We start from the raw sequence: 24,757 nt of genomic DNA on the forward strand, positions 1-24,757 counted from the left end.
AACAACTTCAACCACTTGCGCTTCAGATCTCTCATCAGCGGGAGGCGAATTCTACAGCGTTACACGCTGCTGTCAACACCTCTTTTTCAACTTCCTTCTGGCTTCGATGAACTGAAGCAACCCGCTGTCGAAAGCTGCGTAACTCATTGTTTACCAAGGAGTTTTCCGTTTCGACTGCGCCGGAAGTGGGGCGAATTATAGACACCTGAGATTTGCCGTCAAGCACTGATTTGGTTTTTCTATCAAAAACGCGCAAAAAGCAGGGAACGATCTATTTCCCTCTATATAGAGGAAGGCAGGCTGAAGTCAGGAGATGCGACTGGAACGGTCACTTGTGATGACCGAGAGAAACGAAGAGTGAGTCGCAAGGAAATAGTGGTGTCCCAGGGCAGGTTCGAACTGCCAACCTTCCCCTTAGGAGGGGGATGCTCTATCCAATTGAGCTACTGAGACACAAATGCCCGCGAGAGTACGCAGAGCGATAGACGGCGAGCATGTTAACGGGCACGCCTGCCTTTGTCATGTCATCCGTGGGCTTTTTAAGTGTAGGCAAGATGCCTCACGAACCGGCGAAGATTCTCCGATCGATTACCCCCCGCCTCGTCTGCAGCGCTCCACCCAATATAAGCATCCGCCATCCATCCTAAATAGCCCTCAAGACAAACCTTCTTCTAGTAAATCGGCCATTTGCCACTATCCTGTAAAGATAAGGAACAGTGATCGAATTCGTATGGTCTGACCTTCAGAGATTTGATAGCGGCTGCTGGCAGAGGATGAAGCCAGCGATACAGACCCGGCAGCTTTCCAAACCAGTCCGCATTTCTGATAATTGGTGCTGGCAGAAAGCCTTTATTCAGTTCAATATTTGTCACAGAATTGACGCCAATGATCTGGCTACTTTGAGGCATGATTCGCACCTCTATCAATTCAGGTTGAACATTTGGCCAGACGGCTTGTCCTACCAGACATCCTGCGGCCAATCCCGAAAACCGCTCCCCTGAACTAACCGGTTAAATATATGCGCCCATTGAAACAGGCAATCTATTCCAGCCGCACGGCTGACAAGTTCGTCGTACGTCTGCCAGACGGAATGCGTGAACGCATTGCCGAGGTGGCTCGCAATCATCATCGCAGCATGAACTCCGAAATCATTGCGCGCCTTGAGCAGAGTCTTATTCAGGAAGGCGCACTGGGAGAAGAGTTAAGCATGCGCCTGGACAGCCCTGAGCTGTCATTACACGAACGTGAATTGCTGCAACGCTTCCGCCAACTTTCCCACCGTCAGCAAAACGCCCTTGTTTCGCTGATTGCCCACGATGCTGAAATGGCCGCCGACGCCTCCTGATTCACACTGAAAGCTCAAAGCCAGCCTGATCGCTGGCTTTTTTTTTGCCTGAAATCCGGGCACAAAAAAACCCGCCAAATGGCGGGTTTTTAATGAACAGGACATCAGAGCAGGAAGATTGTCGCCAACCCCAGGAAAATGAAAAAGCCGCCGCTGTCGGTCATGGCTGTAATCATTACACTGGCCCCCATTGCCGGATCGCGCCCCATCTTCGCCAGGGTCATCGGGATCAAAACCCCCATCAACGCCGCCAACAGCAAATTGAGCGTCATCGCGGCGGTCATCACCACGCCCAATGACCAACTGCCATACAGCAAATAGGCAACGACCCCGATCACGCCGCCCCATATCACGCCGTTGATCAACGCAACCGCCAACTCCTTGCGCATCAGGCGCGAAGTATTGCCAGTACTCACCTGGTCCAGCGCCATCGCCCGAACGATCATGGTGATAGTCTGGTTACCGGAGTTGCCGCCAATACCCGCCACGATCGGCATCAATGCCGCCAGCGCCACCAGCTTCTCAATGGAGCCTTCGAACAACCCGATCACCCGAGACGCTACGAATGCAGTGATCAAGTTCACTGCCAGCCAGGCCCACCGGTTACGCAGAGACTTCCAGACCGACGCAAAAATGTCTTCTTCTTCGCGCAGACCCGCCATGTTGAGAACTTCGCTTTCGCTCTCTTCACGAATCAGGTCGACCATTTCATCGATGGTCAGACGACCGATCAGCTTGCCGTTCTTGTCGACTACCGGCGCCGAAATCAAGTCGTAACGTTCAAACGCCTGCGCAGCATCGTAAGCGTCTTCATCCGGATGGAAACTCACCGGATCACTGGCCATGACCTCGGAGACTTGCTTCTCGGGATCATTGACCAGCAAACGCTTGATTGGCAGCACACCCTTGAGGACGCCGTCGTAATCGACCACAAACAGCTTGTCGGTATGACCAGGCAACTCCTTGAGACGACGTAGATAACGCAGAACCACTTCGAGACTGACATCCTCACGGATCGTCACCATCTCGAAGTCCATCAGCGCACCGACCTGCTCCTCATCATAGGAAAGGGCCGACCGCACACGCTCGCGTTGCTGGTTGTCCAGGGTCTCCATCAGCTCATGGACGACGTCTCGCGGCAGCTCGGAAGCCAGGTCAGCAAGTTCGTCGGCATCCATGTCCTTGGCCGCAGCCAGGAGCTCGTGATCGTCCATGTCGGCGATCAGGGTTTCACGGACCGAGTCGGATACTTCGAGAAGAATGTCGCCGTCGCGATCAGCCTTGACCAATTGCCAGAGCGTCAGACGATCGTCCAGCGGCAAGGCTTCAAGGATATAGGCGACGTCGGCGGAGTGCAGATCATCGAGCTTGCGCTGCAACTCGACGAGGTTCTGCCGGTGGACCAGGTTCTCGACCCGGTCATGATGCGGGCCTTCCTGGCGGTGAGTCAGGTCTTCAACCACTCGCTGACGCTGCAACAGCTCAACAACTTGAGCCAGGCGGTCCTGCAAGCTTTCCTGCGTTTTCTTTACTTCAACTTCAGACATAGGCGAACTCCACTCCCAGCAGCGGGGCACGCCGGAAGGATCAATCAGTCAATTCATGATTGGAAAAACGGGGTATTGAGTAACTACTGGGTAAGTCCATGGAGGTATTCCACAAGCCCCGGCGGGGCTGACGGGCGCAATGATACACCGCCTGACGGTTTTAAATGTTAAAAAATCGCGGCTGAAACAAGCGCTTGCAAGACAAACTTGAGCGCAGTCCTGATCCTTCAATCTCCGACGACTCATCCTGAAAAGAAAACACACCACCGCGAAAAAACGCGACAGCTACGCTTCAGGAGAACCGTCATGGAGGACGCTCGATGCCATCGAACATGAAGCATTTTTTTCTTATCGCCCTGCTCTCCCCGCCTTGGGCACTTGCCACGACCATTCACCGATGCGAAGCGCCCAACGGGCGCGTCACCTTCACCACACTGAGTTGCACAACCGGCGAAAGCCGTTCATCACACGAAATCAAAACCTTTACTCCGGGCAGCACGGTGACCGCTCTCATGCCTGAAGCGGAAACTCGCGGACCATCAAGTGCAAAAATCAAAAGAAGAGATCCAACTGTCGTCGGAAAGATCGAGGACAAATGCGGAAACCTGATCAACGCCGGAGAGCGGCGCGAAGCAATCATCAACCAGCGAATTGTCGCAGGCATGAGCCAGCAAGATGTCGAAAGTGCTCTTGGCAAGCCGGACAGGATCAGCATTCGAAATTCGGGCACAAGTTACCGCTACGAGACCAAACGAGGTCGCAGCGCACATGTTGAGTTTGATGAGAAAGGATGCACGAAAGGAAAAGCCAAATCCCAGACGGCAAAAAGCCCGCATTAAATGCGGGCTTTCTGTTGTATGGTGCACTCGACAGGATTCGAACCTGTGACCGCTCGGTTCGTAGCCGAGTACTCTATCCAGCTGAGCTACGAGTGCAATTTGTGTTTTTAGACCAGATCACAACTGGTTGAAGCCAAGTCATTCGCATTGCTGCAGATGACTCTTAAATGGTGCACTCGACAGGATTCGAACCTGTGACCGCTCGGTTCGTAGCCGAGTACTCTATCCAGCTGAGCTACGAGTGCATTTGTTGCCGCGCATTATAGGCCGTCTAATCTCTATGTCAAACACTTTTTCTAGTAATTTCAACAACTTACCGAAGAAGCCAGATTACAACGTACTACGCAAATAATGGCGGAGAACGGGGGATTCGAACCCCCGACACCCTTTTGAGGTGTACTCCCTTAGCAGGGGAGCGCCTTCGGCCACTCGGCCAGCTCTCCGCAACACGGGGCGTATATTAACCAGCTTCTTCCCCGTTTGCAAACATAAAAAACGATAAAAATTAATGGCTTGGTTCTTCGTCCTTCTCTTTCTTGATGCGCAGGTAGATTTCCTCACGGTGGACGGCCACCTCTTTCGGGGCGTTGACCCCGATACGCACTTGATTTCCTTTGACGCCGAGCACGGTCACGGTGATTTCGCCATCACCAATAATCAGGCTTTCTGCGCACCGACGAGTCAGAATCAACATACCTTTCTCCTCACGCCTTACATTTCAGGGACAACAGTCTGCAAAAAAAAGGCACTCGACCTACAACCAAAAGCGGTCATGGCCTACATGCCTGAGTATTGACTAGCGCGAGCAAAAGAACAGCCTCGGGGTCACGCCATTCAAAAAAACAAAAGGCGCGGTCAGACCGCGCCTTCTGGCAAACGCATCACTCGCCCTGGCGGGCCGGTGCGTCCAGTTCGAAAGCCGTGTGCAGGGCGCGCACAGCCAGTTCCAGGTACTTCTCTTCGATCACTACGGAGACTTTGATTTCCGAAGTCGAGATCATCTGGATGTTGATGCTTTCCTTGGCCAGGGATTCGAACATGCGGCTGGCTACACCTGCGTGAGAGCGCATGCCAACGCCGACGATCGACACCTTGGCGATCTTGGTGTCGCCCACGACTTCACGGGCACCCAGCTCGCTCGCGGTTTTTTCCAGCACGGCTTGCGCCGCCTGGTAGTCGTTACGGTGCACGGTAAAAGTGAAGTCGGTAGTGTTATCGTGCGCAACGTTCTGCACGATCATGTCGACTTCGATGTTCGCAGCGCTGATCGGGCCGAGAATCTTGAATGCAACGCCCGGGATGTCTGGCACGCCACGGATGGTCAGCTTGGCTTCATCGCGGTTGAAAGCGATACCGGAAATGATCGGCTGTTCCATGGTTTCCTCTTCATCAATAGTAATGAGGGTGCCCGGACCCTCCTTGAAGCTGTGCAGTACGCGCAGCGGAACGTTGTACTTGCCGGCGAATTCCACCGCACGGATCTGCAACACCTTGGAACCGAGGCTGGCCATTTCCAGCATCTCCTCGAAGGTAATCTTGTCCAGGCGCTGAGCCACGGACACCACACGCGGGTCGGTGGTGTAGACACCGTCGACGTCGGTGTAGATCTGGCACTCGTCAGCCTTCAAGGCTGCCGCCAGAGCCACGCCGGTGGTGTCGGAACCACCACGACCGAGGGTGGTGATGTTGCCGTGCTCGTCGACGCCCTGGAAACCGGCGACAACCACCACGCGACCTGCTTTCAGATCACCGCGAATCTTCTGGTCATCAATCTGCAAGATACGCGCTTTGTTGTGCGCGCTATCCGTCAGAATCCGTACCTGGTTGCCGGTGTAGGACACCGCTGGCACACCGCGCTTCATCAGCGCCATGGCCAACAGGGCAATCGTCACCTGCTCACCGGTGGAGACGATCACGTCCAGTTCACGAGGAACCGGTTGACCATCGCCACTGATTTGCTTGGCCAGATCGATCAGACGATTGGTTTCGCCGCTCATTGCAGACAGCACAACCACCAGGTCATCGCCGGCATCGCGGAATTTCTTAACCTTGTCGGCAACTTGCTCGATTCTCTCGACGGTGCCGACCGAGGTGCCTCCAAATTTCTGTACGATCAAAGCCATTTCAAAGCCGCCTCTGCCCATGAAGGGCGCCCAAATAATCACTCAAACAGCGTTGCGGCCCGCCACTAGACTACGGGCCGCAAGCACTGCCTTATAAACCCTGCTCTACAAACGGAACGGTCAGCGCCAGTGCAGCATCCAGAGCGCCGGCGTCGGTACCGCCGCCTTGCGCCATGTCTGGACGACCACCGCCCTTCCCGCCCACTGCCGCAGCGGCTTGCTTCATCAAATCACCGGCTTTGAGTTGGCCAGTCAGGTCTTTGGTTACGCCCGCAACCAGAACGACCTTTTCCTCATGGACACTGCCGAGCAGGATCACTGCGCGGCCGAGTTTGTTTTTCAGTTGATCGACCAGCGCCAGCAGCGCCTTGCCATCCTGACCGTCCAGACGCACGGCCAGCACTTTCACGCCCTTGACGTCCAGCGCCTGGGCCGACAGATCGTCGCCCGCCGCGCTGGCAGCCTTGGCTTGCAACTGCTCGAGTTGCTTCTCCAGCAGACGGTTGCGCTCCAGCACAGCCGACAGCTTGTCGATCAGGTTGTCGCGGCTGCCCTTGACCAGGTTGGCCGCTTCCTTGAGTTGTTCTTCCGCCGCGTTCAAGTAGGCCAGTGCCGCAGCACCGGTGACTGCCTCGATACGACGCACACCCGAAGCCACACCGCCTTCGCTGATGATTTTCAGCAGGCCGATGTCGCCGGTACGGTTGGCGTGGATACCGCCGCAGAGCTCGACGGAGAAATCGCCGCCCATGCTCAACACGCGCACGTTGTCGCCATACTTCTCGCCGAACAGCGCCATGGCGCCTTTTTGCTTGGCGGTTTCGATGTCGGTTTCTTCGGTTTCAACGGCGGAGTTCTTGCGAATCTCGGCATTGACGATGTCTTCCAGTGCCTTGATCTGCTCAGGCTTGATCGCTTCGAAGTGGCTGAAGTCGAAGCGCAGGCGCTGACTGTCGACCAACGAACCTTTCTGCTGAACGTGGTCGCCCAGCACTTTGCGCAATGCAGCGTGCAGCAAGTGGGTAGCCGAGTGGTTCAGCGAAGTGGCGTGACGCACGTCAGCCTCGACGTGGGTTTCCACCGGTGCGCCAACGATCAGACTGCCCGACGCCAGCACGCCGTGATGCAGGAATGCGCCGCCGGTCTTGGTGGTGTCGCGCACGTCAAAGCGCGAAGCGCCAGCTTGCAGATAACCACAATCGCCAACCTGACCACCGGATTCGGCGTAGAACGGCGTCTTGTCGAGAACGATCACGCCCTCGTCGCCTTCGCTCAATACGTCGACCGATTGGCCGTCTTTGTACAGGGCAACGATTTTTGCCGAACCGCTGGTATCGGTGTAGCCGGTGAATTCGGTGGCCACATCAACCTTGACCAAGGTGTTGTAGTCCAGACCGAACGAGCTGGCCGAACGCGCACGAACACGCTGGGCTTCCATCTCACGTTCGAAACCGACTTCGTCGATGGTCAGCTCGCGCTCACGGGCGATGTCGGCGGTCAGGTCCATCGGGAAACCGTAGGTGTCATACAGTTTGAAGACCACGTCGCCCGGCACCACGGTGCCTTTGAGTTCAGCCAGGTCCTGCTCGAGAATCTTCAGGCCGTGCTCCAAAGTCTTGGAGAACTGCTCTTCTTCGGCCTTGAGTACGCGCTCGATGTTGCTCTGCTGCTTCTTCAGTTCCGGGAAGGCTTCGCCCATCTCGGCGACCAGCGCGGCAACGATCTTGTAGAAGAAGCTACCGGTGGCGCCCAGCTTGTTACCGTGACGGCAAGCACGACGAATGATCCGGCGCAGCACGTAGCCACGGCCTTCATTGGACGGCAGGACGCCGTCGGCGATCAGGAAACCGCACGAACGGATGTGGTCGGAAACAACTTTCAGCGAAGACTGATCGCCATTTTCACAGCCGATCGCCTCAGCCGACGCGCTCAACAGGTTCTTGAACAGGTCGATTTCGTAGTTGGAATTGACGTGCTGCATCACCGCACTGATCCGCTCCAGGCCCATGCCGGTGTCGACCGACGGCGCTGGCAACGGATGCAACACGCCATCGGCGGTGCGGTTGAACTGCATGAATACGTTGTTCCAGATTTCGATGTAGCGGTCGCCGTCTTCTTCGGGCGAGCCCGGTGGGCCGCCCCAGATGTGGTCGCCGTGATCGTAGAAAATCTCGGTGCATGGGCCGCACGGGCCAGTATCGCCCATGGTCCAGAAGTTGTCGGAAGCGTATGGCGCACCCTTGTTGTCGCCGATGCGGATCATGCGCTCGACCGGCACGCCGATTTCTTTGGTCCAGATGTCATACGCTTCATCGTCCGAGGCGTAGACGGTGACCCAGAGTTTTTCCTTCGGCAGTTTCAGAACACCGGTCAGGAAGGTCCAGGCGAAGGTAATCGCGTCGTGCTTGAAGTAGTCACCGAAGCTGAAGTTACCAAGCATTTCGAAGAACGTGTGGTGACGAGCGGTATAACCGACGTTTTCCAGGTCACTGTTCTTGCCGCCGGCACGCACGCATTTCTGGCTGCTGGTGGCGCGGGTGTACGCGCGTTTTTCCTGGCCCAGGAAGCAGTCCTTGAACTGGTTCATCCCCGCGTTGGTGAACAGCAGGGTTGGGTCGTTGCCCGGAATCAAAGAGCTGGAGGCTACACGGGTGTGGCCTTGCTCTTCGAAGAAGCGAAGGAAGGCTTCACGGATTTCTGCGCTTTTCATTAGGTTCTTCCACGGAGGCTGCGGCCAAAGGCCTGTTCGAAACGTCAACAGACGAAACGACGGCAAAGGGCCGCATTATATCGGCCCTGCGCGCGGGGTACAGCGTGTTTATACGATAGAAACGGTCAATTGGACGGCTAACGCTATCACTTACGGGAAAAGTCGACGAATGTCGCGACGACCTGCTCGATTTGCGCACGGCTGACGTCCATGTGCGTGACCATGCGCAGACGTGCGGCGGCACTGAGCTTGATCCCACGTTCGGCAGCAAATGCCTTAAGCGCCTCGGCCCTGTCGCCCATCGCTACATAGACCATGTTGGTTTGCACCGGCTCGACCTCAAAGCCCGCCGCGCGCAGGCCTTCGGCCAGCAATTGTGCATTGGCATGATCGTCGGCCAGCCGCTGCACGTTGTTGTCCAGCGCATACAAGCCTGCCGCCGCCAGAATCCCGGCCTGACGCATGCCGCCACCGACCATCTTGCGCAGGCGCCGCGCTTTGGCGATCAATTCAACCGAGCCGCACAACACCGAACCCACCGGCGCGCCCAAGCCTTTGGACAGGCACACCGAGACGGAATCGAAATGCTGAGTAATCTCCCGCGCATCAACACCCAGTTTCACTGCCGCGTTGTACAGCCGCGCGCCATCCAGATGCAGTTGCAAGCCATGTTCGCGGGTAAAGCTGCGCGCCCGGGCCAGATATTCCAGCGGCAGGACCTTGCCCTGCATGGTGTTTTCCAGCGCCAGCAGGCGACTGCGGGCGAAGTGGAAATCATCGGGCTTGATGGCTGCCGCGACCTGATCCAGGTCCAGCGAGCCATCGGCCTGCACTTCCAGCGGCTGCGGCTGGATCGAACCAAGCACCGCCGCCCCGCCACCTTCATACTTATAGGTGTGGGCCTGCTGGCCGACGATGTACTCGTCACCACGCTCGCAATGCGCCATCAACCCCAGCAGATTGCTCATGGTGCCGGTCGGAACAAACAGCGCCGCAGCAAAACCCAACCGTTTTGCCAATTCGGCTTCCAGACGATTGACCGTCGGATCTTCGCCATAAACGTCGTCACCGGTGGCGGCGGTGGCCATCGCGTCGAGCATGCCGGCGGTGGGTTGGGTGACTGTGTCGCTGCGAAGATCGATAACGCTCATGAATCTGGCCTCGGTAAGCAGGGGAAATCCCTTTCAGAAAGAATTACTGCGGTCATGCCGGTGAATATTCAACCCTTGCGCACGGATAATGCCCGCTAATACAGCGAAATACTCGATGACAATCATCTGAAAGCATCAATGCGCGTGTAGGAAATATGTGTTAAAAACCTTGCGCCGCCAAACATTTCGGCGGCAAAAACGTTCTCAGGGCGGGGTGCAACTCCCCACCGGCGGTAATTGCGCGCAATGCGCATAGCCCGCGAGCGCTTGTCGCAACATGGCTTCGGCGGTGATTGGCGGCAAGGTCAGCAGACCCGGTGTGATCCCGGGGCCGACGGTCATAGTCCGGATGAAGAGAGAACGGGATTATCGCCAGAGGGCCGTTCGCAGGCATTCATGCCGGCGTGCATACCCTCAAATCCCATTCGATTCATAACGCCCTGTTTTTCATACAAACAGGAGTCAGAACATGCAACCCACCGCAATCGACAGCAAAAGCAAAAACCATCAGGGCGAGCGCGTTGCGTTCATTCAGGCCTGCTGGCACAAGGATATTGTCGACCAGAGCCGTAAAGGCTTCGTCGCTGAAATGATTGCCCAGGGTTATCAGGAATCCGACATCGACTTCTTCGAGGTCGGCGGCGCCTTTGAAATGCCACTTCACGCCAAACTGCTGGCCAAGACCGGCCGTTATGCCGGCATCGTCGCCGCAGCCCTGGTGGTGGACGGCGGGATCTACCGCCACGAGTTCGTCGCCCAGTCAGTGGTCAGCGGCCTGATGCAGGTTCAACTGGAAACCGAAGTGCCGGTGTTCTCGGTGTCCCTGACCCCGCACCACTTCCATGCCGGCGAAGAACTGCATCACAAGTTCTTCTTCGATCACTTCGTGCACAAAGGCCAGGAAGCGGCGAAGACGTGTGCCGATACGCTGAGCAAGATTCGTGCGTTTCGTCGTACGGAGCCGCGTGCGGTAGCTGTCTGACACCAAACCGAAACCTGTAGGAGCTGACGAGTGCAACGAGGCTGCGATCTTTTGATCTGAAAGAACAAGATCAAAAGATCGCAGCCTTCGGCAGCTCCTACAGGGACTGTGTCAGGCCAGATTTTCGTCAGTGGTCGGCACGATCAGGATGCCGGCGCGCAGGCCGTTCTTCACCTTGGGGTTCGGGAAGATGATCCGGGCGCCCTCTTCTTCGATGATCCAGCGGGTATTGGCGATGTCTTCCGCCAACAAGTAACCCACTTCCAATTCCGAAAAGTTTTCAATATCCACTGGCAGGTTCAGGCGGAAGCTATCGCTATGCTTGATGATTTCCCGTGCCACACTGAACAGCTGCAACCCGTCCAGCGCCGCGTCGGTCAATTCCGGTTCGGTGCCTTCGATGATCTGTTTGAGGCGATTTTCCAGCAGCGAAACGTTGACCCCGGTGTTCTGTCCGAACGGTCGTGCCTTGCCCAATTCCAGGGTGAAAGCCTCGGCGCCGAGCTTGTCGTAGGTATAAGAACTGAAAACGATGGACGGTTTGTTCTGCAGCAACACAGCTTCCATGCCCGCAGCGCGTAGACGGGCCAGCTCCTGGCGCGAATGCTGGCGATCTTCCTTCCACGGGTACAAGGCGAATTGCTCGATTTTCGAACCGCGAATCGCGGTGTGCAGGTCGTAGTGCAGGCGCTGACGGTCCGGCAGGCTGAAGAAACTCGCCGCCAACCGCTCCAGTTCACAAGCACGCAAGGCCTCGGAGCCGCTGCTTTGTTCGTGACGGCCGTTGAACAGCCGATTGACGTCCTGCTCGACGAAACGCTCGCCTTTGCGAATCGCCTCGGGGTTGCCGAACAGGAACAGAATACGTGCGCGCGGCTTGAGGTCGCCGCGGGCGATGTCGTGCAACAGGCGATCAAGCAACTCGATCGGCGCTGTTTCATTGCCGTGGATCCCCGCTGAAAGCAGCAGGTCCAGGCCGTTGTCGCGGGCTTCAGGTGGCCGGACTTCCAGCGCACCTTCGCTCAACCAGCGCATCCGCACGCCTTCGACAGTCAGTTGAGTCTTCTCCGCCGGTTCGCGGCCGGCGAGGGTCAGTTCAAGCAGTTTGCCGAGGGCGAGCATAGAGCGTTTTCCTTAGTGGTCGTGATTGCAATCCGGGCCGTGAACGTGATCCTCGTCGTCGCCAAGGTCAGCCGGTTCCATCTCCAGTTGCAGACTTACCAGATTAGTCGCCAATGGGCGCAGCAGCAGGTTGGCGTATTCGGCGTCGCCTTCTTCGACGTCCACGCCGATCAGCAACTGGCCACGGCCGTCCTGCTGGATCCACAGCTCTTTGCCTTGCCACATGACCGCGACGCGGGTGCAGGAAGTTTCCAGTTGCGTGCCGTCGGTGTCTTCAAGGATCAGCTGCAGTTTGTCGCTCATGTAAATACGCTCTCGTTTGAGATGAAGCGGCGCGCTATCGGGCCCGAAAGCGCGCCGTCGATCAATTGATCTGGAATGGATAAACCGCGCCCAGTTTAAGGATTTGCGTCAGTTCATCCAGTGCCGTCCGGCACTCAAGCAGCAATTGCGGGTCCGCCAGATCGTTTTCGGTCATGCGGTCGCGGTAGTGCTTCTCGACCCATTCGGTCAGAGTGCCGTACAACGGCGCGCTCATGATAACCCCTTGATTGACCGCCGCCAGTTCGGTTTCGTTGAGCGCGACGCGCAACCTCAGGCAAGCAGGGCCACCGCCGTTCTGCATGCTCTGCTTCAGATCGAAGACTTTCACTTCGCGGATCAGGCCGCCGGAGCTGGTCAAACCCTGCAGGTATTGCCAGACGCGCTCGTTGCCACGGCATTCTTCCGGCACGATCAATAGCATCGAGCCGTCAGGACGCGACAGCAGTTGGCTATTGAACAGGTAGGAACGAACCGCGTCTTCCACAGTTACCGCGGAACGTGGAACGCAGACGGACTGAAATTTCCCACCGACTTTGGCGAGTTTGCTTTGCAGTTCAGCGAGCATCTGCTCGGTCTCGAGGAACGCGTCCTCGTGATAGAACAGCACTTCACCGTTGCCCACGGCGATTACATCGTTATGGAACACGCCCTGATCGATCACCGACGGATTCTGTTGGGCGTAGACCACGCCGTCATCGCTCAAGCCATGCAGACGAGCAACGGCTTGGGAGGCTTCGAGGGTCTGGCGCGCCGGGTACTTCTGCGGTGCCGGGTAGCGGGTGTCGAACGCGCTGCGACCGAACACGAAGAACTCGACACCGGCTTCGCCGTACTCACGGCAGAAACGCGTGTGGTTGGCCGCGCCTTCGTCACCGAATTGCGCCACGGCTGGCAAAGCGGCGTGGTGCGCGAAGTGCTTCTGATCGGCGAACATTGCGCCCAACACGCGGCTAGTGGTCGGGTGCTCGATGCTGCGGTGATATTTGCAGTTGAGGTTGGCGGCGGTGAAATGCACGCGGCCATCAGCGGTGTCTGCACTCGGGCTGACGGTGGCGGCGTTGGCCACCCACATGCTCGATGCCGAGCAACTGGCGACCAGCAATGGCATTGCTTCCTTTGCTGCGCGCTCGATCACTTGAGCGTCGGTGCCGCTGAAGCCCAGGCGACGCAGTGCAGCCACATCCGGGCGCTCTTGCGGCGCCAGCACGCCTTGCTGAAAGCCCATTTCCATCAGCGCTTTCATCTTCGCCAGGCCTTGCAGCGCAGCTTCCTTCGGGTTCGAAGATTGCTGGCTGTTGCTCTGGGACGCGACGTTGCCGTAGGACAGGCCGCCGTAGTTATGGGTCGGCCCCACTAGACCGTCAAAATTGACTTCATAGGATTTCATCAGCGAGGCTCCACGAGAATTCTGTTGTTATAGGCTTCAGTAACTATTCAGTGCGACCGCATCGCGGCCATCGCGGGCAAGCCCGGCTCCCACAGGTTTGGTGGTGTTCACAAATCTTGTGTACGACGCAAATCCTGTGGGAGCGGGCTTGCCCGCGATTAGGCATCACGCCATCTTCACGCCTGGTGTCAGGGCGGCAGGCATGGTCAGGCTCGGCGTTTCCAGCGAGGCCACCGGGTACGCGCAGTAATCCGCCGCGTAGTAGGCGCTGGCGCGATGGTTGCCCGAGGCGCCGACGCCGCCGAATGGCGCGCTGCTCGCGGCACCGGTCAATTGCTTGTTCCAGTTGACGATACCGGCGCGGCTTTCCAGCCAGAATTGCTGGTAGCGCGCTTCGGAATCAGACAGCAGGCCAGCCGCCAGACCGTAGGCAGTGTCGTTGGCTTCTGCGATCGCCGCTTCAAAATCAGCGTAGCGGATCACTTGCAGCAACGGGCCGAACAGCTCTTCGTCAGGACGATCGCCCACAGCGGTCACGTCCAGAATGCCGGGAGTCAGCAACGCCGACTGAGCTTGCGGCTGCGTCATTTCCAGCAGCGCCACGGCGCCGTTGGCCAGCAGATGTTCCTGCGCATCCATCAACGCTTTCGCCGCGGCAAGGGAAACCACCGAGCCCATGAACGGCGCTGGTTGCTGATCAAAAGCACCGACTTCAATGGTCGAGCTGACCGCCACCAGCCGCGCCAGCAACGAGTCGCCCCAGGCGCCTTGCGGCACCAGCAAGCGGCGGGCACAGGTGCAGCGCTGACCGGCAGAAATGAATGCCGATTGAATGATGGTGTACACGGCGGCATCCAGATCGGCTACCTGATCGACCACCAGCGGATTGTTGCCGCCCATTTCCAGCGCAAGGATCTTGTCCGGGCGACCGGCGAATTGCTGGTGCAGGTGATTGCCGGTGCGGCTGGAGCCGGTGAAGAACAGACCGTCGATGCCCGGGTTCGCCGCCAGGGCGATGCCGGTTTCACGAGCGCCTTGCAGCAGGTTCAACACACCCGCCGGCAGACCGGCCTCGATCCAGCACTTGACCGTCAGTTCGGCCACTTTCGGCGTCAGTTCGCTTGGCTTGAACAGCACACTGTTACCCGCCAGCAGCGCCGGCACGATGTGACCGTTGGGCAGGTGACCCGGGAAATTGTAAGGACCGAATACAGCGACCACACCGTGCGGTTTGTGGCGCAACACGGCAGTGGCGTCGCCCAACGGGCCACTCTTCTCGCCGGTGCGTTCGCGGTAGCTCTGCACCGAGATCGCAATCTTGTTGACCATGCTGGTGACTTCAGTCGCAGCCTCCCACAGCGGTTTGCCGGTTTCTTCACCGATGGTGCGTGCCAGTTCGTCGGCGTTGTTTTTCAACGCGGCGGCGAAGGCTTCCAGCACCGAGATACGCTCTTCCAGCGTGCGGCGAGCCCAGCCCGGAAACGCCTGACGCGCCGCTTGCACGGCGGATTCGACCTGATCAGTGGTGGCGCCAGTCCCGGACCACAGCACTTGCTGGGTCACCGGGTTCAACGACTCAAAGACTTCGCCCTGACCGGCCAGCCATTCACCTGCAATGTATAGCGACTTCATTATTTCGACTCCCGAGCAGCGGACAACGGAACGGCGCGCACCTGATCGCCGGCGTTGAGTTGAAGACGTTTGGCGGTCTGCGGGTCGACCACCAGCGTGCCGGCGGCGAAGCGTGCAGGTGCGGCGGTGATCCGGCAGTCTTCACGCTTGCGGTTGTGAATGATGAACGGCGTGGCGTCGTCACCCGGCGTGCCGATGGCCAGCACCAGCGCCTGGCTGTCGCGTACCGCGCGGATTTTGCCGGTTTCGCATTCGATCGCCGGGCCGGCGTCGAAGATGTCGACGTAGCCTTGATAGCTGAAGCCTTCGCTCTTGAGCATCGACAGCGCCGGCTCGGTGTCCGGATGGACCTGACCGATCACGTTGCGCGCATCCGGCGACAGGAAGCAGGTGTACAGCGGGAATTTCGGCATCAGTTCGGCAATGAACGCCTTGTTGCCCACGCCGGTCAGGTAGTCGGCCTGGCTGAATTCCATTTTGAAGAAGTGCCGGCCCAGGCTTTCCCAGAACGGCGAACGGCCGGCGTCATCGGACACGCCGCGCATCTCGGCAATGATCTTGTTGCCGAACAGTTGCGGGAATTCGGCGATGAACAACATCCGTGCCTTGGACAGCATGCGGCCGTTGAGGCCCGTGCGGTAATCGGCGTGGAGGAATAGCGAACACAGCTCGGAGTTGCCGGTCAGGTCGTTGGCCAGGAACAGCGTCGGGATTTCGCGGTAGATGTTCAGCTCTTGCGAAGCGCTGACCGTCAAACCGACGCGGAAGTTGTACCAAGGCTCACGCAGACCGACGGCGCCGGCGATGGCAGAAATGCCCACCACGCGACCGTCGTCGTCTTCGAGCACGAACAGGTAGTCCGCATCGCCCCGCCCGGCTTCGCCACGGAAAGTCTTCTCGGCCCAGCCGACCCGATGGGCCAGCCGTTCTTCGTTGGCCGGCAATGTGGTCAGGCCGGTGCCGGTGCTGCGGGCCAGGTCGATCAGAGCGGGTAAATCGCTGCTGCGTACGGGACGAACGATCATGCTATCTCCTCAAACGGGCCGCTTGCGCCACCCGTGAAACTTCGCTGCTTTCTATACAAGCAATCAGGCCAGGCAGGCGTTAAACCGCTACCAGGCGCACGCTGGCACCTTCGCCGACGCCCAGGGCTTCGGCCGCTTCCAGATCCAGGGTCACCGGTTTGCCCGGCGCGTAATCGAGCTCAAGCATGACCGCGCGGTAATCCTGCAACTGCGCGTTGGCCACCAGATACTGACGACCGACACCTTTGACCGGCTCGCCGATTTTCACCGGCACCACACGGCTCTGGGCGATCGAACGGATCCCCGAGACACGGGCATGCAGGGTCGGGCCACCGTCGAAAATGTCGATGTAGTGATCGGTCTCGAAGCCTTCGCGCATCAGGATGTCGAAGGTAATCTGCGCCCGTGGATGCACCTGGCCCATCGCCTCTTGCGCGGAGTCCGGCAGCAGTGGCACGTAGATCGGGTAATGCGGCATCAGTTCGGCGAGGAACGTCCGGCTCTTCAAACCACACAGACGCTCGGCCTCGGCGTAGTTGAGATCGAAGAAGTTACGACCGATGGCATCCCAGAATGGCGAGTCACCGTTTTCATCGCTGTAACCGACGATCTCGGTCACCACGGAATCAGCAAAACGCTCCGGGTGGCTGGCGACGAACAGCAAGCGGCCGCGGGAGTTGAGCTCCGACCAAGGCGAACCCACCAGGTCGCGCTGCACGTAGAAACTGGTCAGCAAGCTGTTGCCGGTCAGGTCGTGGCATTGCGAAAGCACGTGGATCTTGTTGTGAATCTTCAGCTCGCGGGAGGCGTGCACGAAGGTTTCATTGCGGAAGCTGTAGAACGGCTCGGAATAACCGGCCGATGCGACGATTGCCGAACAGCCGACGAGCTTGCCGGTGGTGCTGTCTTCGAGGACGAAGAAATAGCTCTCTTCACCGTTGAAGCTCACTTCGGCGGCGAACGAGGTTTCGCTTGCCGCGATCTTGTCGCTCAGGCGTTCAACGTCATCCGGCAAGGAAGTGACACCAATCGGGCTGTCCGCAGCCAGACGCTGTACCTCGCCCAGATCAGCCATTTGCGCGGGGCGCATCACCAGCATGGTGTCACTCCTTAATCTAAAACTCTTTGAGGAAAATAGCCGGCCCCTTGTAGGAGCGAGCCTGCTCGCGATGGTGGATCAGCAACAATGATGTCGACTGACACACCATCGCGAGCAGGCTCGCTCCTACAGTAAAGCGGGACCGGCAAAAAATTTGGGTTCGACGCCTGAAAGGTCAGGCGTCGAAGGGTCTATCAGGCTTGGGTCAGTTTCGCGGCAGCGCGTTCGAAGCGGTCGAGCCCGGCATCGATATCGGCGTCTTCCACCACCAGGCTCGGGGCGAAGCGCACCACGTCCGGGCCGGCTTGCAGGATCATCAGGCCTTCTCGCTCAGCGGCGTTGAAAATGTCCTTGGCCTTGCCTTTCCAGGTATCGCTCAGCACGCAGCCGATCAACAGGCCCATACCGCGGACCTGGGTGAACAGGCCGTATTTCTCGCCGATCTGCTCAAGGCGCGCCTTGAACTTGTCGTGCTTGGCGTTGACGCCTGCCAGCACTTCAGGGGTGTTGACCACGTCGATCACCGCTTCCGCGACCGCGCACGCCAGCGGGTTGCCGCCGTAAGTGGTGCCGTGGGTGCCGACGACCAGGTGTTTCGCCAGGTCTTCGGTGGTCAGCATCGCGGCGATCGGGAAACCGCCGCCCAGGCTCTTGGCGCTGGTCAGGATGTCCGGGATCACGCCGTAATGCTGGTAGGCAAACAGATGACCGGTACGGCCCATGCCGGTTTGCACTTCGTCGAAGATCAGCAGCGCGTTGTTCGCGGTGCAGAGGTCGCGGGCGCCTTGCAGGTATTCGAGTTCAGCCGGGATCACACCGCTTTCGCCCTGGATCGGCTCCAGCACTACTGCGCAAGTCTTGTCGGAAATGGCGGCTTTCAGCGCGGCCAGATCGTTGTACGGGACGTGGGTGATACCGGTGATTTTCGGACCGAAGCCGTCGGAGTACTTAGACTGGCCACCGACGTTGACGGTGAACAGGGTACGGCCGTGGAAGCTGTTGAGCGCGGCGATGATTTCGTACTTCTCGCTGCCGAAACGGTCGAAACCGACACGACGGGCCAGCTTGAACGCAGCCTCGTTGGCTTCGGCGCCGGAGTTGCAGAAGAACGCACGCTCGGCAAACGTCGCATCGATCAACTTATGCGCCAGGCGCAGGGCCGGCTCATTGGTGAACACGTTGGACACGTGCCACAGCTTGTTGGCCTGCTCGGTCAAGGCACCGACCAGCGCCGGATGGGCATGGCCCAGTACGTTTACGGCAATCCCGCCGGCGAAGTCGATCAGCTCGCGACCGGACTGGTCCCAAACGCGGGAACCGGCGCCACGCACTGGAATGAAAGCGGCAGGCGCGTAGTTGGGAACCATTACCTGGTCGAAATCGGCGCGTTCTACCGCAGCGTGATCAACGGACATCGGAGTCTCCTGAAGAGGAATACTCGCCTGAAACTGGCGAGCGATGGGGGGATTGTAAGGACAGTTTTCAGCCCGGCCTTGCCGCCAAGCGACAACTTCTTATAGCGCAAACCCCGGATTTTCCCGGGTTTACAGCAGTGCGACATATAGGGTCGCAAAGGCGCAGTTTAACTGGCGGGGAGCGTTTGCGGCAGGCTTGCTTCGCGGTAACTCATGGCGATCAGGCAAGTGCGGTAAATATGTACCGCACATCGTCCGCGTTGGCGGGTTTTCCTAGGGGCCGATCAAACACCGATGGCCAACCTATCCGCATGAACACCGAATCCACCGTCATTGTCGCTTCCGATGCTTCCACAGCAGACGCTCACCTTCAGCATCTGCAGAACGTCATTCCGCTCTGGCTCCGCCAGGCTGCGCCTCATCGGCGTGAAGCGCTGCGCACCATCACACCCGCGCGACCGGCCGGACTTAAAGACGCGCCGCCACATCATCATGCCGAACTGGGCAGGCTCATCGCCCGACAGGCCTCCAGCCAGAATCAGGTCGACAAGACACTGGCGAAGCTGCAGAACCCCGCCGATTTTGCTGAAGCGCTGCTCATAGCTGAACTCAAGACCCGTTTCGGCCTGGAGCTGGACGTTCGCGAAACCTTTCTGCGTCTTTATATACCCACGCGTTTCCCCTGGTTGCGAATGAAGTCCGGGGCCGCTCGCATCTGGACCGTGTCACTGCTGGACGCGGCGCTGCATAACTTCGAAAACGCAGAAACCAGCGACGACGCCTTCGAGCCTGCTTCGACATACATCACGGCGCCCTCCTCCAACGGGCAATTCAAAACCTTGCCGCAGATCCAGGAAAAAATGCCCATTCCGGCGTTTACCCGTCTGTGCCGGGAACTCGATATTGGCCAGCGTTATAAAACCTATCTGGAAGCCAATCTGGGCATCAGCAATCGCGTGGTTGCAGCGGCATTGCAATCCAAAATCCGTGAAGGCCAGCGAACAGCGCTGACCGCTGCCCTGAACATGGCGCAGATGCAAAACCTGTTGGCCGGCGACGCATACAATCTGATCCGCGGCCTGCTCGACACGTCGGCGTCTGGACGCTCGCGAGGTCAGTCGTGGGGTTGTCATGACCTGACACTCATGAACGCCCGCCTTATCGGCATCCAGTTGTTTGCTCCAGACCTGGAACATGCGCAGGGCGTGGTCAGGGTGGTGGCCTATATTCCTGGCGACCCTGAACATCCGATCAAGCAATACCCGTCGTCCGGCGCATTCGCCGAAGAGTTGAGCCAGCGACTGCGCACCCCCGACTATCAACAGTTCTTCAGTCGTTTCATCGCCCACGAAGATAGAGGCCATTTCTTCGCGCAACTGAACAATCAGCTGGCACCTATCACCTGGCAGCCCGTGCAGCCAGGCGACCCGCGACCGACCTGGAGAGAAGCGCCGAACCCGCGTCCCGACTTGCATCTGGTGGCAACGCCGATCAAGGGCCAACTATGGACGCATCTCTATCAATGCCAGCTCGACAAGATCCTCAACGATGCACGCGTGATTGCGGTCTCCACCGCAACGGTCGACCAGAAAGCCCGATGGGCGCTTTGGGATTCCTTCGCGGAAATTGCCTCGGCACTGCTCAACGCGGCGGCCTTCATTGCCCTGCCATTCGTGCCGTTTCTCGGTGAAGTAATGCTGGCCTACGTGGCCTACCAGATACTCGATGAAACCTTCGAAAGCGTGGTCGACTGGGCGCAGGGACAGACTCGCGAGGCTTTCGGGCACTTCATGGGGGTCGTTGAAACTGCGGTGCAACTGGGCACCTTTACAGCAGGTGGCGTCATTGTCGCCAGCGAATTTCGAGTATTGCTGCCTCGGGAAATCATTCAGTTCTTCGACCGTTTCGACGCGGTAAAAAAGCCGAACGGCGAAACTCGCTACCTGCAACACGATCGCGTCACCGAACCGATGCCCATCGCCCCGGACACCGCGCAGCTACCACCGCTGCAAGCGGACACACTCAAACGCTTGAAGATCGATCACGACATTCAAACCTTCATTGAGCAAATCGGCAGCGAACAAGCGGATGACTATCTCAAAGCCGACCCCGTGACGCAGCTCGAATTACTTCATGAGAACGGCTACTGGCCCGCCGACAAAGGCCTGCGCTTGATCGATGGCTCCGCGCAAATTCTTTGGCAAAGTCTCGCGCCCGATGTCCCGGTCCTGCAACTGGACATCACACGCTTCAATGACGGTGACTTGCTCAAAACCTTTCTCCTGGCTTTGTCAGAAACCGAAACAAAGACCTTGATGGGCGAGGAGTTCGGCCTGCCCTCCAAAAGCCTCGAAAACCGTACCCACAACCTGCGCCGCACGCTGATGCAACTGGCCCAGCGCAAGCGAAAAAGCCTGTTCGAGCAGCGCTACCGCAAACTCGAGCGCGGCGCACGCGCGGTGGTACAAACCCTGATCGATGCCGCACCCGGCCTGCCCACCAGCGTCGCGGAGGCGATTGCGGGCACGGCGGATGAACTGGAGCTTCAGCAGCTGAAAAACGGCAGGATTTCCCCGCGACTCTCGGAGCTGAGCCAAGAGGCAATGTTGCAAGTACGGGTGACACGCGCCTACGAAGGACTTGAATTGCCGTCCACCGAGGACAACCTTGATACCGACCGATTGGCGCTGCACACGCTGGCAAACTTGCCGGGCTGGACTGGAGAGACCCGACTGGAGCTGCGCCACTACAGCCACGAAGGCGCACTGATCGACAGCCTCGGCAACGCCGACGCGCCGGCCCGCAAGGTACTGGTACTCAGCGAAGAAGGTTCGTATCAAGCCTATGACCAACATGGGGAACAACTCAGCGGCCTGAATACGCTCTACGCCAACCTGCTCCAGGCATTGCCAGACAGCGAGCGTGCAGCACTGAATATCCATATCGGTGAAGGCGAACGCCTCAAACAACTGATTCGCCAACATGCCTTGAGCCACGATGAAATGCGTGTCTTGCTGGCGGGATACCCTAATCTCAAACCCGCCTACGACCCGCAGGTCATGCGGTTGCTGGGCGGTGGCGACGGTTATCATCGGATACCGTTCAATACGCCCACACTACAATCCCGAGCCCGGACGCTGTTTCCTCATTTATCCGGGCAAGAACTCGAGTCTTTTGTCGTTCGTCTGCAACGACACCCAAGCGGACCACGGGCCGAACTGTATCGTCTCAATATTCAACACACGCAACTCGTTGAATACCTGTCTGGCTGGCGCGACGAGATCCCGCTGTTCGTTCCCGATAGCCGAGTCAGTCTCACTACAGTGCAATTCGCTACTCAGAAACAAGTCCGTCAGCAGTTCATGATCGATCTGCTGGACTGCTGGCGCCGACAATGGACACTTCCAGAAAACGGGTTTGAAAGGGTCGACTTCGACTTCTTCCAACCGGTCATCGGTGAGCTGCCTCAGCTGAACGCTGACTTCAGCGGTGTGACATCGTTGAGACTCGAAGGCAGTAATGCCACGCGAGGAATGCACGAGTTTCTGAAAAACTTCCGCGGATTGCGCGAGCTGAAACTACGTTACTTAAACCTGGGTCGCCTTCCGGACATCCTTTCATCGCTACAACTTAAACAACTGATTCTCAGCGATTGCGCGGTTGCCCTCAGCCCCGAGAGCCACGCCATGCTCGCCGGTTTACATGAATTGACAATTCTTGACCTGTACAAGAACCCATTGGGCCTGACGCCCGATATCGGCGGCATGCCCGACTTGAACTATGTCGACTTTTCACACACGGGTATCACAGATCTCCCGCATGACTTGTTGAGTCGTCCACGCCTGCGCACCGCTCTGCTGAACGACAACCAGATCAAGGAATTGCCCAACGCTCTTTTCACACTGCAACGCAGCACCCAGGAAGGCTTCGATCTGGGTAACAACCCGCTTACAACGGCGACTTGCGAACGTATCAAACAACACTTTCAGCAGACACGCCAAGACTTCGGCATCTATGCCGAAGAATCCGACATTCATCGAGTACAAACGCTGTACCCAATGATGGATAAAGAGGACGCCAGCAAATTCGTATTTCTGTTACCCGGTACCTTGACCGAGGGACGAGTCGCAATGACTCGCCTGGAAGCCGAACTCACAACCCTTGAAAACGATCTCGCCGCCTGGACTGCCGATATTCCCGCCGTCCACCCGCACAGCAATCAACCGTTCAACGCGCAGCAACTGCTCATCGAACACTCGACACGGGACGAATTCAAACAATTGGTATTGCGTTGTTGGCGCCGGGAAACTCAACCGGATGACTTCAGCGATTTGATGGAAACGACCTACGACCTGAGCGCAGATACCCTCATTACCGGGGACTTGCCAACACTGACCGCGGACTTCAGTCACGTCTCGCTGCTTTACTTGAACAGCGACAGTGGCCTGACCGCTGGCGTTACGCGATTTCTGGAATGCTTTCCAAACCTCAAGACCATCAACATTCGCCGCTTTAGCCTGGATGATCTGCCGGAGGCAATCTTCAGGATGAGTCGATTGAAGTCGCTCAGTCTCCCCGATTGCAACATCACCCTGACCGGGAAAAGCGTGCTGAGCCTGGCCGAAATGACTCGCCTGGAATTCATCGACTTGAGCGGAAATCCCCTAGCGCTTGCTCCGGATGTCAGCCAGATGATGGACTTGGCCACGCTGCAACTGGACAACTGCGGTCTCACTGAACTGCCGCCCGGCCTGCTGCAAAGCAAAAGTCTGGAAACGGCGGACCTGAGCGGCAACGCGATTACTCGGGTATCCAGCGATATTCTGGAACTCCCCATGGAAATCGCCGAAAGCATTGACCTGCGCGGTAATCCGTTTTCCGAAGAAGGCCTGAAAGTTCTGGTTGAGTACTTCAGGCTGACCAACATCGACTTCGGTGTTCAAGCGGTGATCGAGCGGGTGGAGTTGGAGGTGTCGACGTCCGAGGCCTCAGACGCCGAAGATTGATCAACCGCGCTCGGAAGGCACCGACGACAACTCGAACGGGCTGCTGCTGCGCCGCTGGTTGCGATCTTCCCGCGGCGTGGCGCCGAAGAAGTTGCGGTAAGCGCTGGAGAAGTGCGGCCCCGAAGAGAAGCCGCACGACAGGCCGATCTGAATGATCGACTTGCTGGTTTGCATCAGCATTTGCCGGGCCTTGTTCAGGCGCAGCTCCAGGTAGTACTGGCTCGGCACACGGTTGAGGTATTGCTTGAAGATGCGCTCCAGCTGCCGACGAGACACGCACACGTGTTGGGCGATTTCGTCGGTGGTCAGCGGCTCTTCGATGTTGGCTTCCATCAGCAACACCGCTTGGGTGAGCTTCGGATGGCTGGAGCCGAGGCGATTCTGCAAAGGGATTCGCTGGCGTTCGCCGCCTTCGCGGATGCGTTCGACCACCAGTTCTTCGGAAACGGCGCCGGCCAGTTCAGCACCGTGATCGCGAGCCAGTACCGCCAGCAGCAAGTCGAGTACCGACATGCCGCCGCACGCGGTCAGGCGATCGCGATCCCAGTCGAACAGGTGACTGGTGGCGATGACTTTTGGGAAGCGCTCGGCAAAATCGTCCTGCCAGCGCCAGTGCACGGCAGCGCGATAACCGTCGAGCAAACCGAGTTGCGCCAACGGATACACGCCGGCCGACAGACCGCCAATCACGCAACCGGAACGCACCAGTTGCTTGAGCGCGCTGCTGAGTGCCGGCGCCAATGTGGTTGGTGGCTCGTCAGCGAGCAGGAACAGTTTCTGGAAGTTTTCGAGCTTGCCGGTCCAGGCTTCGCCGGGCAATTGCCACTCGCCTTCGGCTGGCGGTTCGGCTTGCAGGAACGACAGTTCGTAGACAACGTCCGGATGCACACGCTGGGCAACGCGCAAGGCCTCCTCAGCCAGCGCAAGCGTCAGTGCTTTAGTGCTGGGCCAAATCAGGAAACCAATTCGATGGGCAGTCATGGCGGGCAATCCGAAACGAAAACAGTGATGAAGGCATGGGCCAATGCTAGCCCGGAAATGAACGCAAAT

The 24,757-nt window shown here is 58.2% G+C and carries 17 protein-coding genes, 4 tRNA genes and 1 riboswitch; of the genes, 4 read left to right on the forward strand and 17 right to left on the reverse strand.

Features of this window, described 5'->3' with window-relative positions; all coding sequences use genetic code 11:
* Positions 1–376: 376 nt before the first annotated feature.
* Positions 377–453, reverse strand: a tRNA-Arg gene (locus ACM110_RS00005).
* A 565-nt stretch (positions 454–1,018) separates the two neighbouring features.
* Between ACM110_RS00005 and ACM110_RS00010 the strand changes: the two genes are divergently transcribed.
* Complete coding sequence (locus ACM110_RS00010; protein WP_003178899.1) at positions 1,019–1,345, forward strand: Arc family DNA-binding protein; 327 nt, start codon at positions 1,019–1,021, stop codon at positions 1,343–1,345.
* Between the two features lie 104 nt (positions 1,346–1,449).
* On the opposite strand, the gene mgtE is transcribed toward ACM110_RS00010, so the two are convergent.
* The gene (gene mgtE, locus ACM110_RS00015) at positions 1,450–2,892 is read right to left on the reverse strand and encodes a magnesium transporter (protein ID WP_416126056.1); all 1,443 of its coding nucleotides are present in this window, start codon (positions 2,890–2,892) and stop codon (positions 1,450–1,452) included.
* Between the two features lie 320 nt (positions 2,893–3,212).
* Here mgtE and ACM110_RS00020 point away from each other — a divergent pair, with 320 nt between their 5' ends.
* On the forward strand, positions 3,213–3,731 hold the full coding sequence (locus ACM110_RS00020; RefSeq protein WP_416126057.1) for a cell envelope protein SmpA: 519 nt from the start codon (positions 3,213–3,215) through the stop codon (positions 3,729–3,731).
* A 19-nt stretch (positions 3,732–3,750) separates the two neighbouring features.
* Here the strand turns inward: ACM110_RS00020 and ACM110_RS00025 are convergent.
* The 7 genes from ACM110_RS00025 to ltaE all read right to left on the reverse strand — a co-directional run bounded on the left by ACM110_RS00025 (position 3,751) and on the right by ltaE (position 9,715).
* A tRNA-Arg gene (locus ACM110_RS00025) sits at positions 3,751–3,827 on the reverse strand.
* Between the two features lie 72 nt (positions 3,828–3,899).
* A tRNA-Arg gene (locus ACM110_RS00030) sits at positions 3,900–3,976 on the reverse strand.
* Between the two features lie 107 nt (positions 3,977–4,083).
* A tRNA-Ser gene (locus tag ACM110_RS00035) sits at positions 4,084–4,174 on the reverse strand.
* Between the two features lie 62 nt (positions 4,175–4,236).
* The gene (gene csrA, locus ACM110_RS00040; RefSeq protein WP_002554426.1) at positions 4,237–4,425 is read right to left on the reverse strand and encodes a carbon storage regulator CsrA; all 189 of its coding nucleotides are present in this window, start codon (positions 4,423–4,425) and stop codon (positions 4,237–4,239) included.
* 187 nt (positions 4,426–4,612) lie between these two features.
* Entirely contained in the window at positions 4,613–5,854 is a 1,242-nt protein-coding gene (locus ACM110_RS00045; protein WP_416126058.1) for an aspartate kinase, read from the reverse strand.
* A gap of 91 nt (positions 5,855–5,945) precedes the next feature.
* Positions 5,946–8,564, reverse strand: coding sequence for an alanine--tRNA ligase (alaS, locus tag ACM110_RS00050; RefSeq protein WP_416126059.1), 2,619 nt, complete (start codon positions 8,562–8,564; stop codon positions 5,946–5,948).
* Between the two features lie 146 nt (positions 8,565–8,710).
* Complete coding sequence (gene ltaE, locus ACM110_RS00055; RefSeq protein ID WP_416126060.1) at positions 8,711–9,715, reverse strand: low-specificity L-threonine aldolase; 1,005 nt, start codon at positions 9,713–9,715, stop codon at positions 8,711–8,713.
* Positions 9,716–9,911: 196 nt separating this feature from the next.
* Positions 9,912–10,081: riboswitch (FMN riboswitch) on the forward strand.
* Between the two features lie 103 nt (positions 10,082–10,184).
* On the opposite strand from ltaE, the gene ACM110_RS00060 reads away from it, so the two are divergent.
* Positions 10,185–10,697, forward strand: coding sequence for a 6,7-dimethyl-8-ribityllumazine synthase (locus tag ACM110_RS00060; protein WP_416126061.1), 513 nt, complete (start codon positions 10,185–10,187; stop codon positions 10,695–10,697).
* Positions 10,698–10,808: 111 nt separating this feature from the next.
* Here ACM110_RS00060 and astE read toward each other — a convergent pair whose 3' ends face one another.
* From astE to ACM110_RS00095, 7 genes are all read right to left on the reverse strand, one after another.
* On the reverse strand, positions 10,809–11,819 hold the full coding sequence (gene astE / locus ACM110_RS00065; protein ID WP_416126062.1) for a succinylglutamate desuccinylase: 1,011 nt from the start codon (positions 11,817–11,819) through the stop codon (positions 10,809–10,811).
* A gap of 12 nt (positions 11,820–11,831) precedes the next feature.
* Positions 11,832–12,122: a topoisomerase II gene (locus ACM110_RS00070; protein ID WP_175392293.1), complete on the reverse strand. Its 291-nt coding sequence runs from the start codon at positions 12,120–12,122 to the stop codon at positions 11,832–11,834.
* A 61-nt stretch (positions 12,123–12,183) separates the two neighbouring features.
* Positions 12,184–13,530: an N-succinylarginine dihydrolase gene (astB, locus tag ACM110_RS00075; RefSeq protein WP_416126063.1), complete on the reverse strand. Its 1,347-nt coding sequence runs from the start codon at positions 13,528–13,530 to the stop codon at positions 12,184–12,186.
* Between the two features lie 165 nt (positions 13,531–13,695).
* Complete coding sequence (gene astD / locus ACM110_RS00080; RefSeq protein WP_416126394.1) at positions 13,696–15,165, reverse strand: succinylglutamate-semialdehyde dehydrogenase; 1,470 nt, start codon at positions 15,163–15,165, stop codon at positions 13,696–13,698.
* Positions 15,162–16,187, reverse strand: a complete 1,026-nt coding sequence (gene astA, locus ACM110_RS00085; RefSeq protein WP_338582523.1) for an arginine N-succinyltransferase — start codon at positions 16,185–16,187, stop codon at positions 15,162–15,164. Before astA ends, astD begins: the two co-directional genes overlap by 4 nt.
* A 79-nt stretch (positions 16,188–16,266) precedes the next feature.
* Positions 16,267–17,286: an arginine/ornithine succinyltransferase subunit alpha gene (gene aruF / locus ACM110_RS00090; RefSeq protein ID WP_416126064.1), complete on the reverse strand. Its 1,020-nt coding sequence runs from the start codon at positions 17,284–17,286 to the stop codon at positions 16,267–16,269.
* 194 nt (positions 17,287–17,480) lie between these two features.
* Entirely contained in the window at positions 17,481–18,701 is a 1,221-nt protein-coding gene (locus ACM110_RS00095) for an aspartate aminotransferase family protein (protein WP_416126065.1), read from the reverse strand.
* Positions 18,702–19,012: 311 nt separating this feature from the next.
* Here ACM110_RS00095 and ACM110_RS00100 point away from each other — a divergent pair, with 311 nt between their 5' ends.
* Positions 19,013–23,707 carry a dermonecrotic toxin domain-containing protein gene (locus tag ACM110_RS00100; protein WP_416126066.1) on the forward strand — a complete coding sequence of 1,565 codons (4,695 nt, stop codon included), beginning with the start codon at positions 19,013–19,015 and terminating at the stop codon, positions 23,705–23,707.
* Here the strand turns inward: ACM110_RS00100 and argR are convergent, their stop codons facing one another.
* Positions 23,708–24,688, reverse strand: coding sequence for a transcriptional regulator ArgR (argR, locus tag ACM110_RS00105; RefSeq protein ID WP_338582526.1), 981 nt, complete (start codon positions 24,686–24,688; stop codon positions 23,708–23,710).
* Between the last annotated feature and the right edge of the window lie 69 nt (positions 24,689–24,757).

It is taken from the genome of Pseudomonas sp. NFX98, from assembly GCF_047784845.1.
Taxonomy (GTDB): domain Bacteria; phylum Pseudomonadota; class Gammaproteobacteria; order Pseudomonadales; family Pseudomonadaceae; genus Aquipseudomonas.

Bases quoted from the DNA above. Each gene is read 5' to 3' on its own strand.
- ACM110_RS00010 (WP_003178899.1), top strand. From the start codon at position 1,019: ATGCGCCCATTGAAACAGGCAATCTATTCCAGCCGCACGGCTGACAAG.
- mgtE (WP_416126056.1), bottom strand. From the start codon at position 2,892: ATGTCTGAAGTTGAAGTAAAGAAAACGCAGGAAAGCTTGCAGGACCGC.
- ACM110_RS00020 (WP_416126057.1), top strand. From the start codon at position 3,213: ATGCCATCGAACATGAAGCATTTTTTTCTTATCGCCCTGCTCTCCCCG.
- csrA (WP_002554426.1), bottom strand. From the start codon at position 4,425: ATGTTGATTCTGACTCGTCGGTGCGCAGAAAGCCTGATTATTGGTGAT.
- ACM110_RS00045 (WP_416126058.1), bottom strand. From the start codon at position 5,854: ATGGCTTTGATCGTACAGAAATTTGGAGGCACCTCGGTCGGCACCGTC.
- alaS (WP_416126059.1), bottom strand. From the start codon at position 8,564: ATGAAAAGCGCAGAAATCCGTGAAGCCTTCCTTCGCTTCTTCGAAGAG.
- ltaE (WP_416126060.1), bottom strand. From the start codon at position 9,715: ATGAGCGTTATCGATCTTCGCAGCGACACAGTCACCCAACCCACCGCC.
- ACM110_RS00060 (WP_416126061.1), top strand. From the start codon at position 10,185: ATGCAACCCACCGCAATCGACAGCAAAAGCAAAAACCATCAGGGCGAG.
- astE (WP_416126062.1), bottom strand. From the start codon at position 11,819: ATGCTCGCCCTCGGCAAACTGCTTGAACTGACCCTCGCCGGCCGCGAA.
- ACM110_RS00070 (WP_175392293.1), bottom strand. From the start codon at position 12,122: ATGAGCGACAAACTGCAGCTGATCCTTGAAGACACCGACGGCACGCAA.
- astB (WP_416126063.1), bottom strand. From the start codon at position 13,530: ATGAAATCCTATGAAGTCAATTTTGACGGTCTAGTGGGGCCGACCCAT.
- astA (WP_338582523.1), bottom strand. From the start codon at position 16,187: ATGATCGTTCGTCCCGTACGCAGCAGCGATTTACCCGCTCTGATCGAC.
- aruF (WP_416126064.1), bottom strand. From the start codon at position 17,286: ATGCTGGTGATGCGCCCCGCGCAAATGGCTGATCTGGGCGAGGTACAG.
- ACM110_RS00095 (WP_416126065.1), bottom strand. From the start codon at position 18,701: ATGTCCGTTGATCACGCTGCGGTAGAACGCGCCGATTTCGACCAGGTA.
- ACM110_RS00100 (WP_416126066.1), top strand. From the start codon at position 19,013: ATGAACACCGAATCCACCGTCATTGTCGCTTCCGATGCTTCCACAGCA.
- argR (WP_338582526.1), bottom strand. From the start codon at position 24,688: ATGACTGCCCATCGAATTGGTTTCCTGATTTGGCCCAGCACTAAAGCA.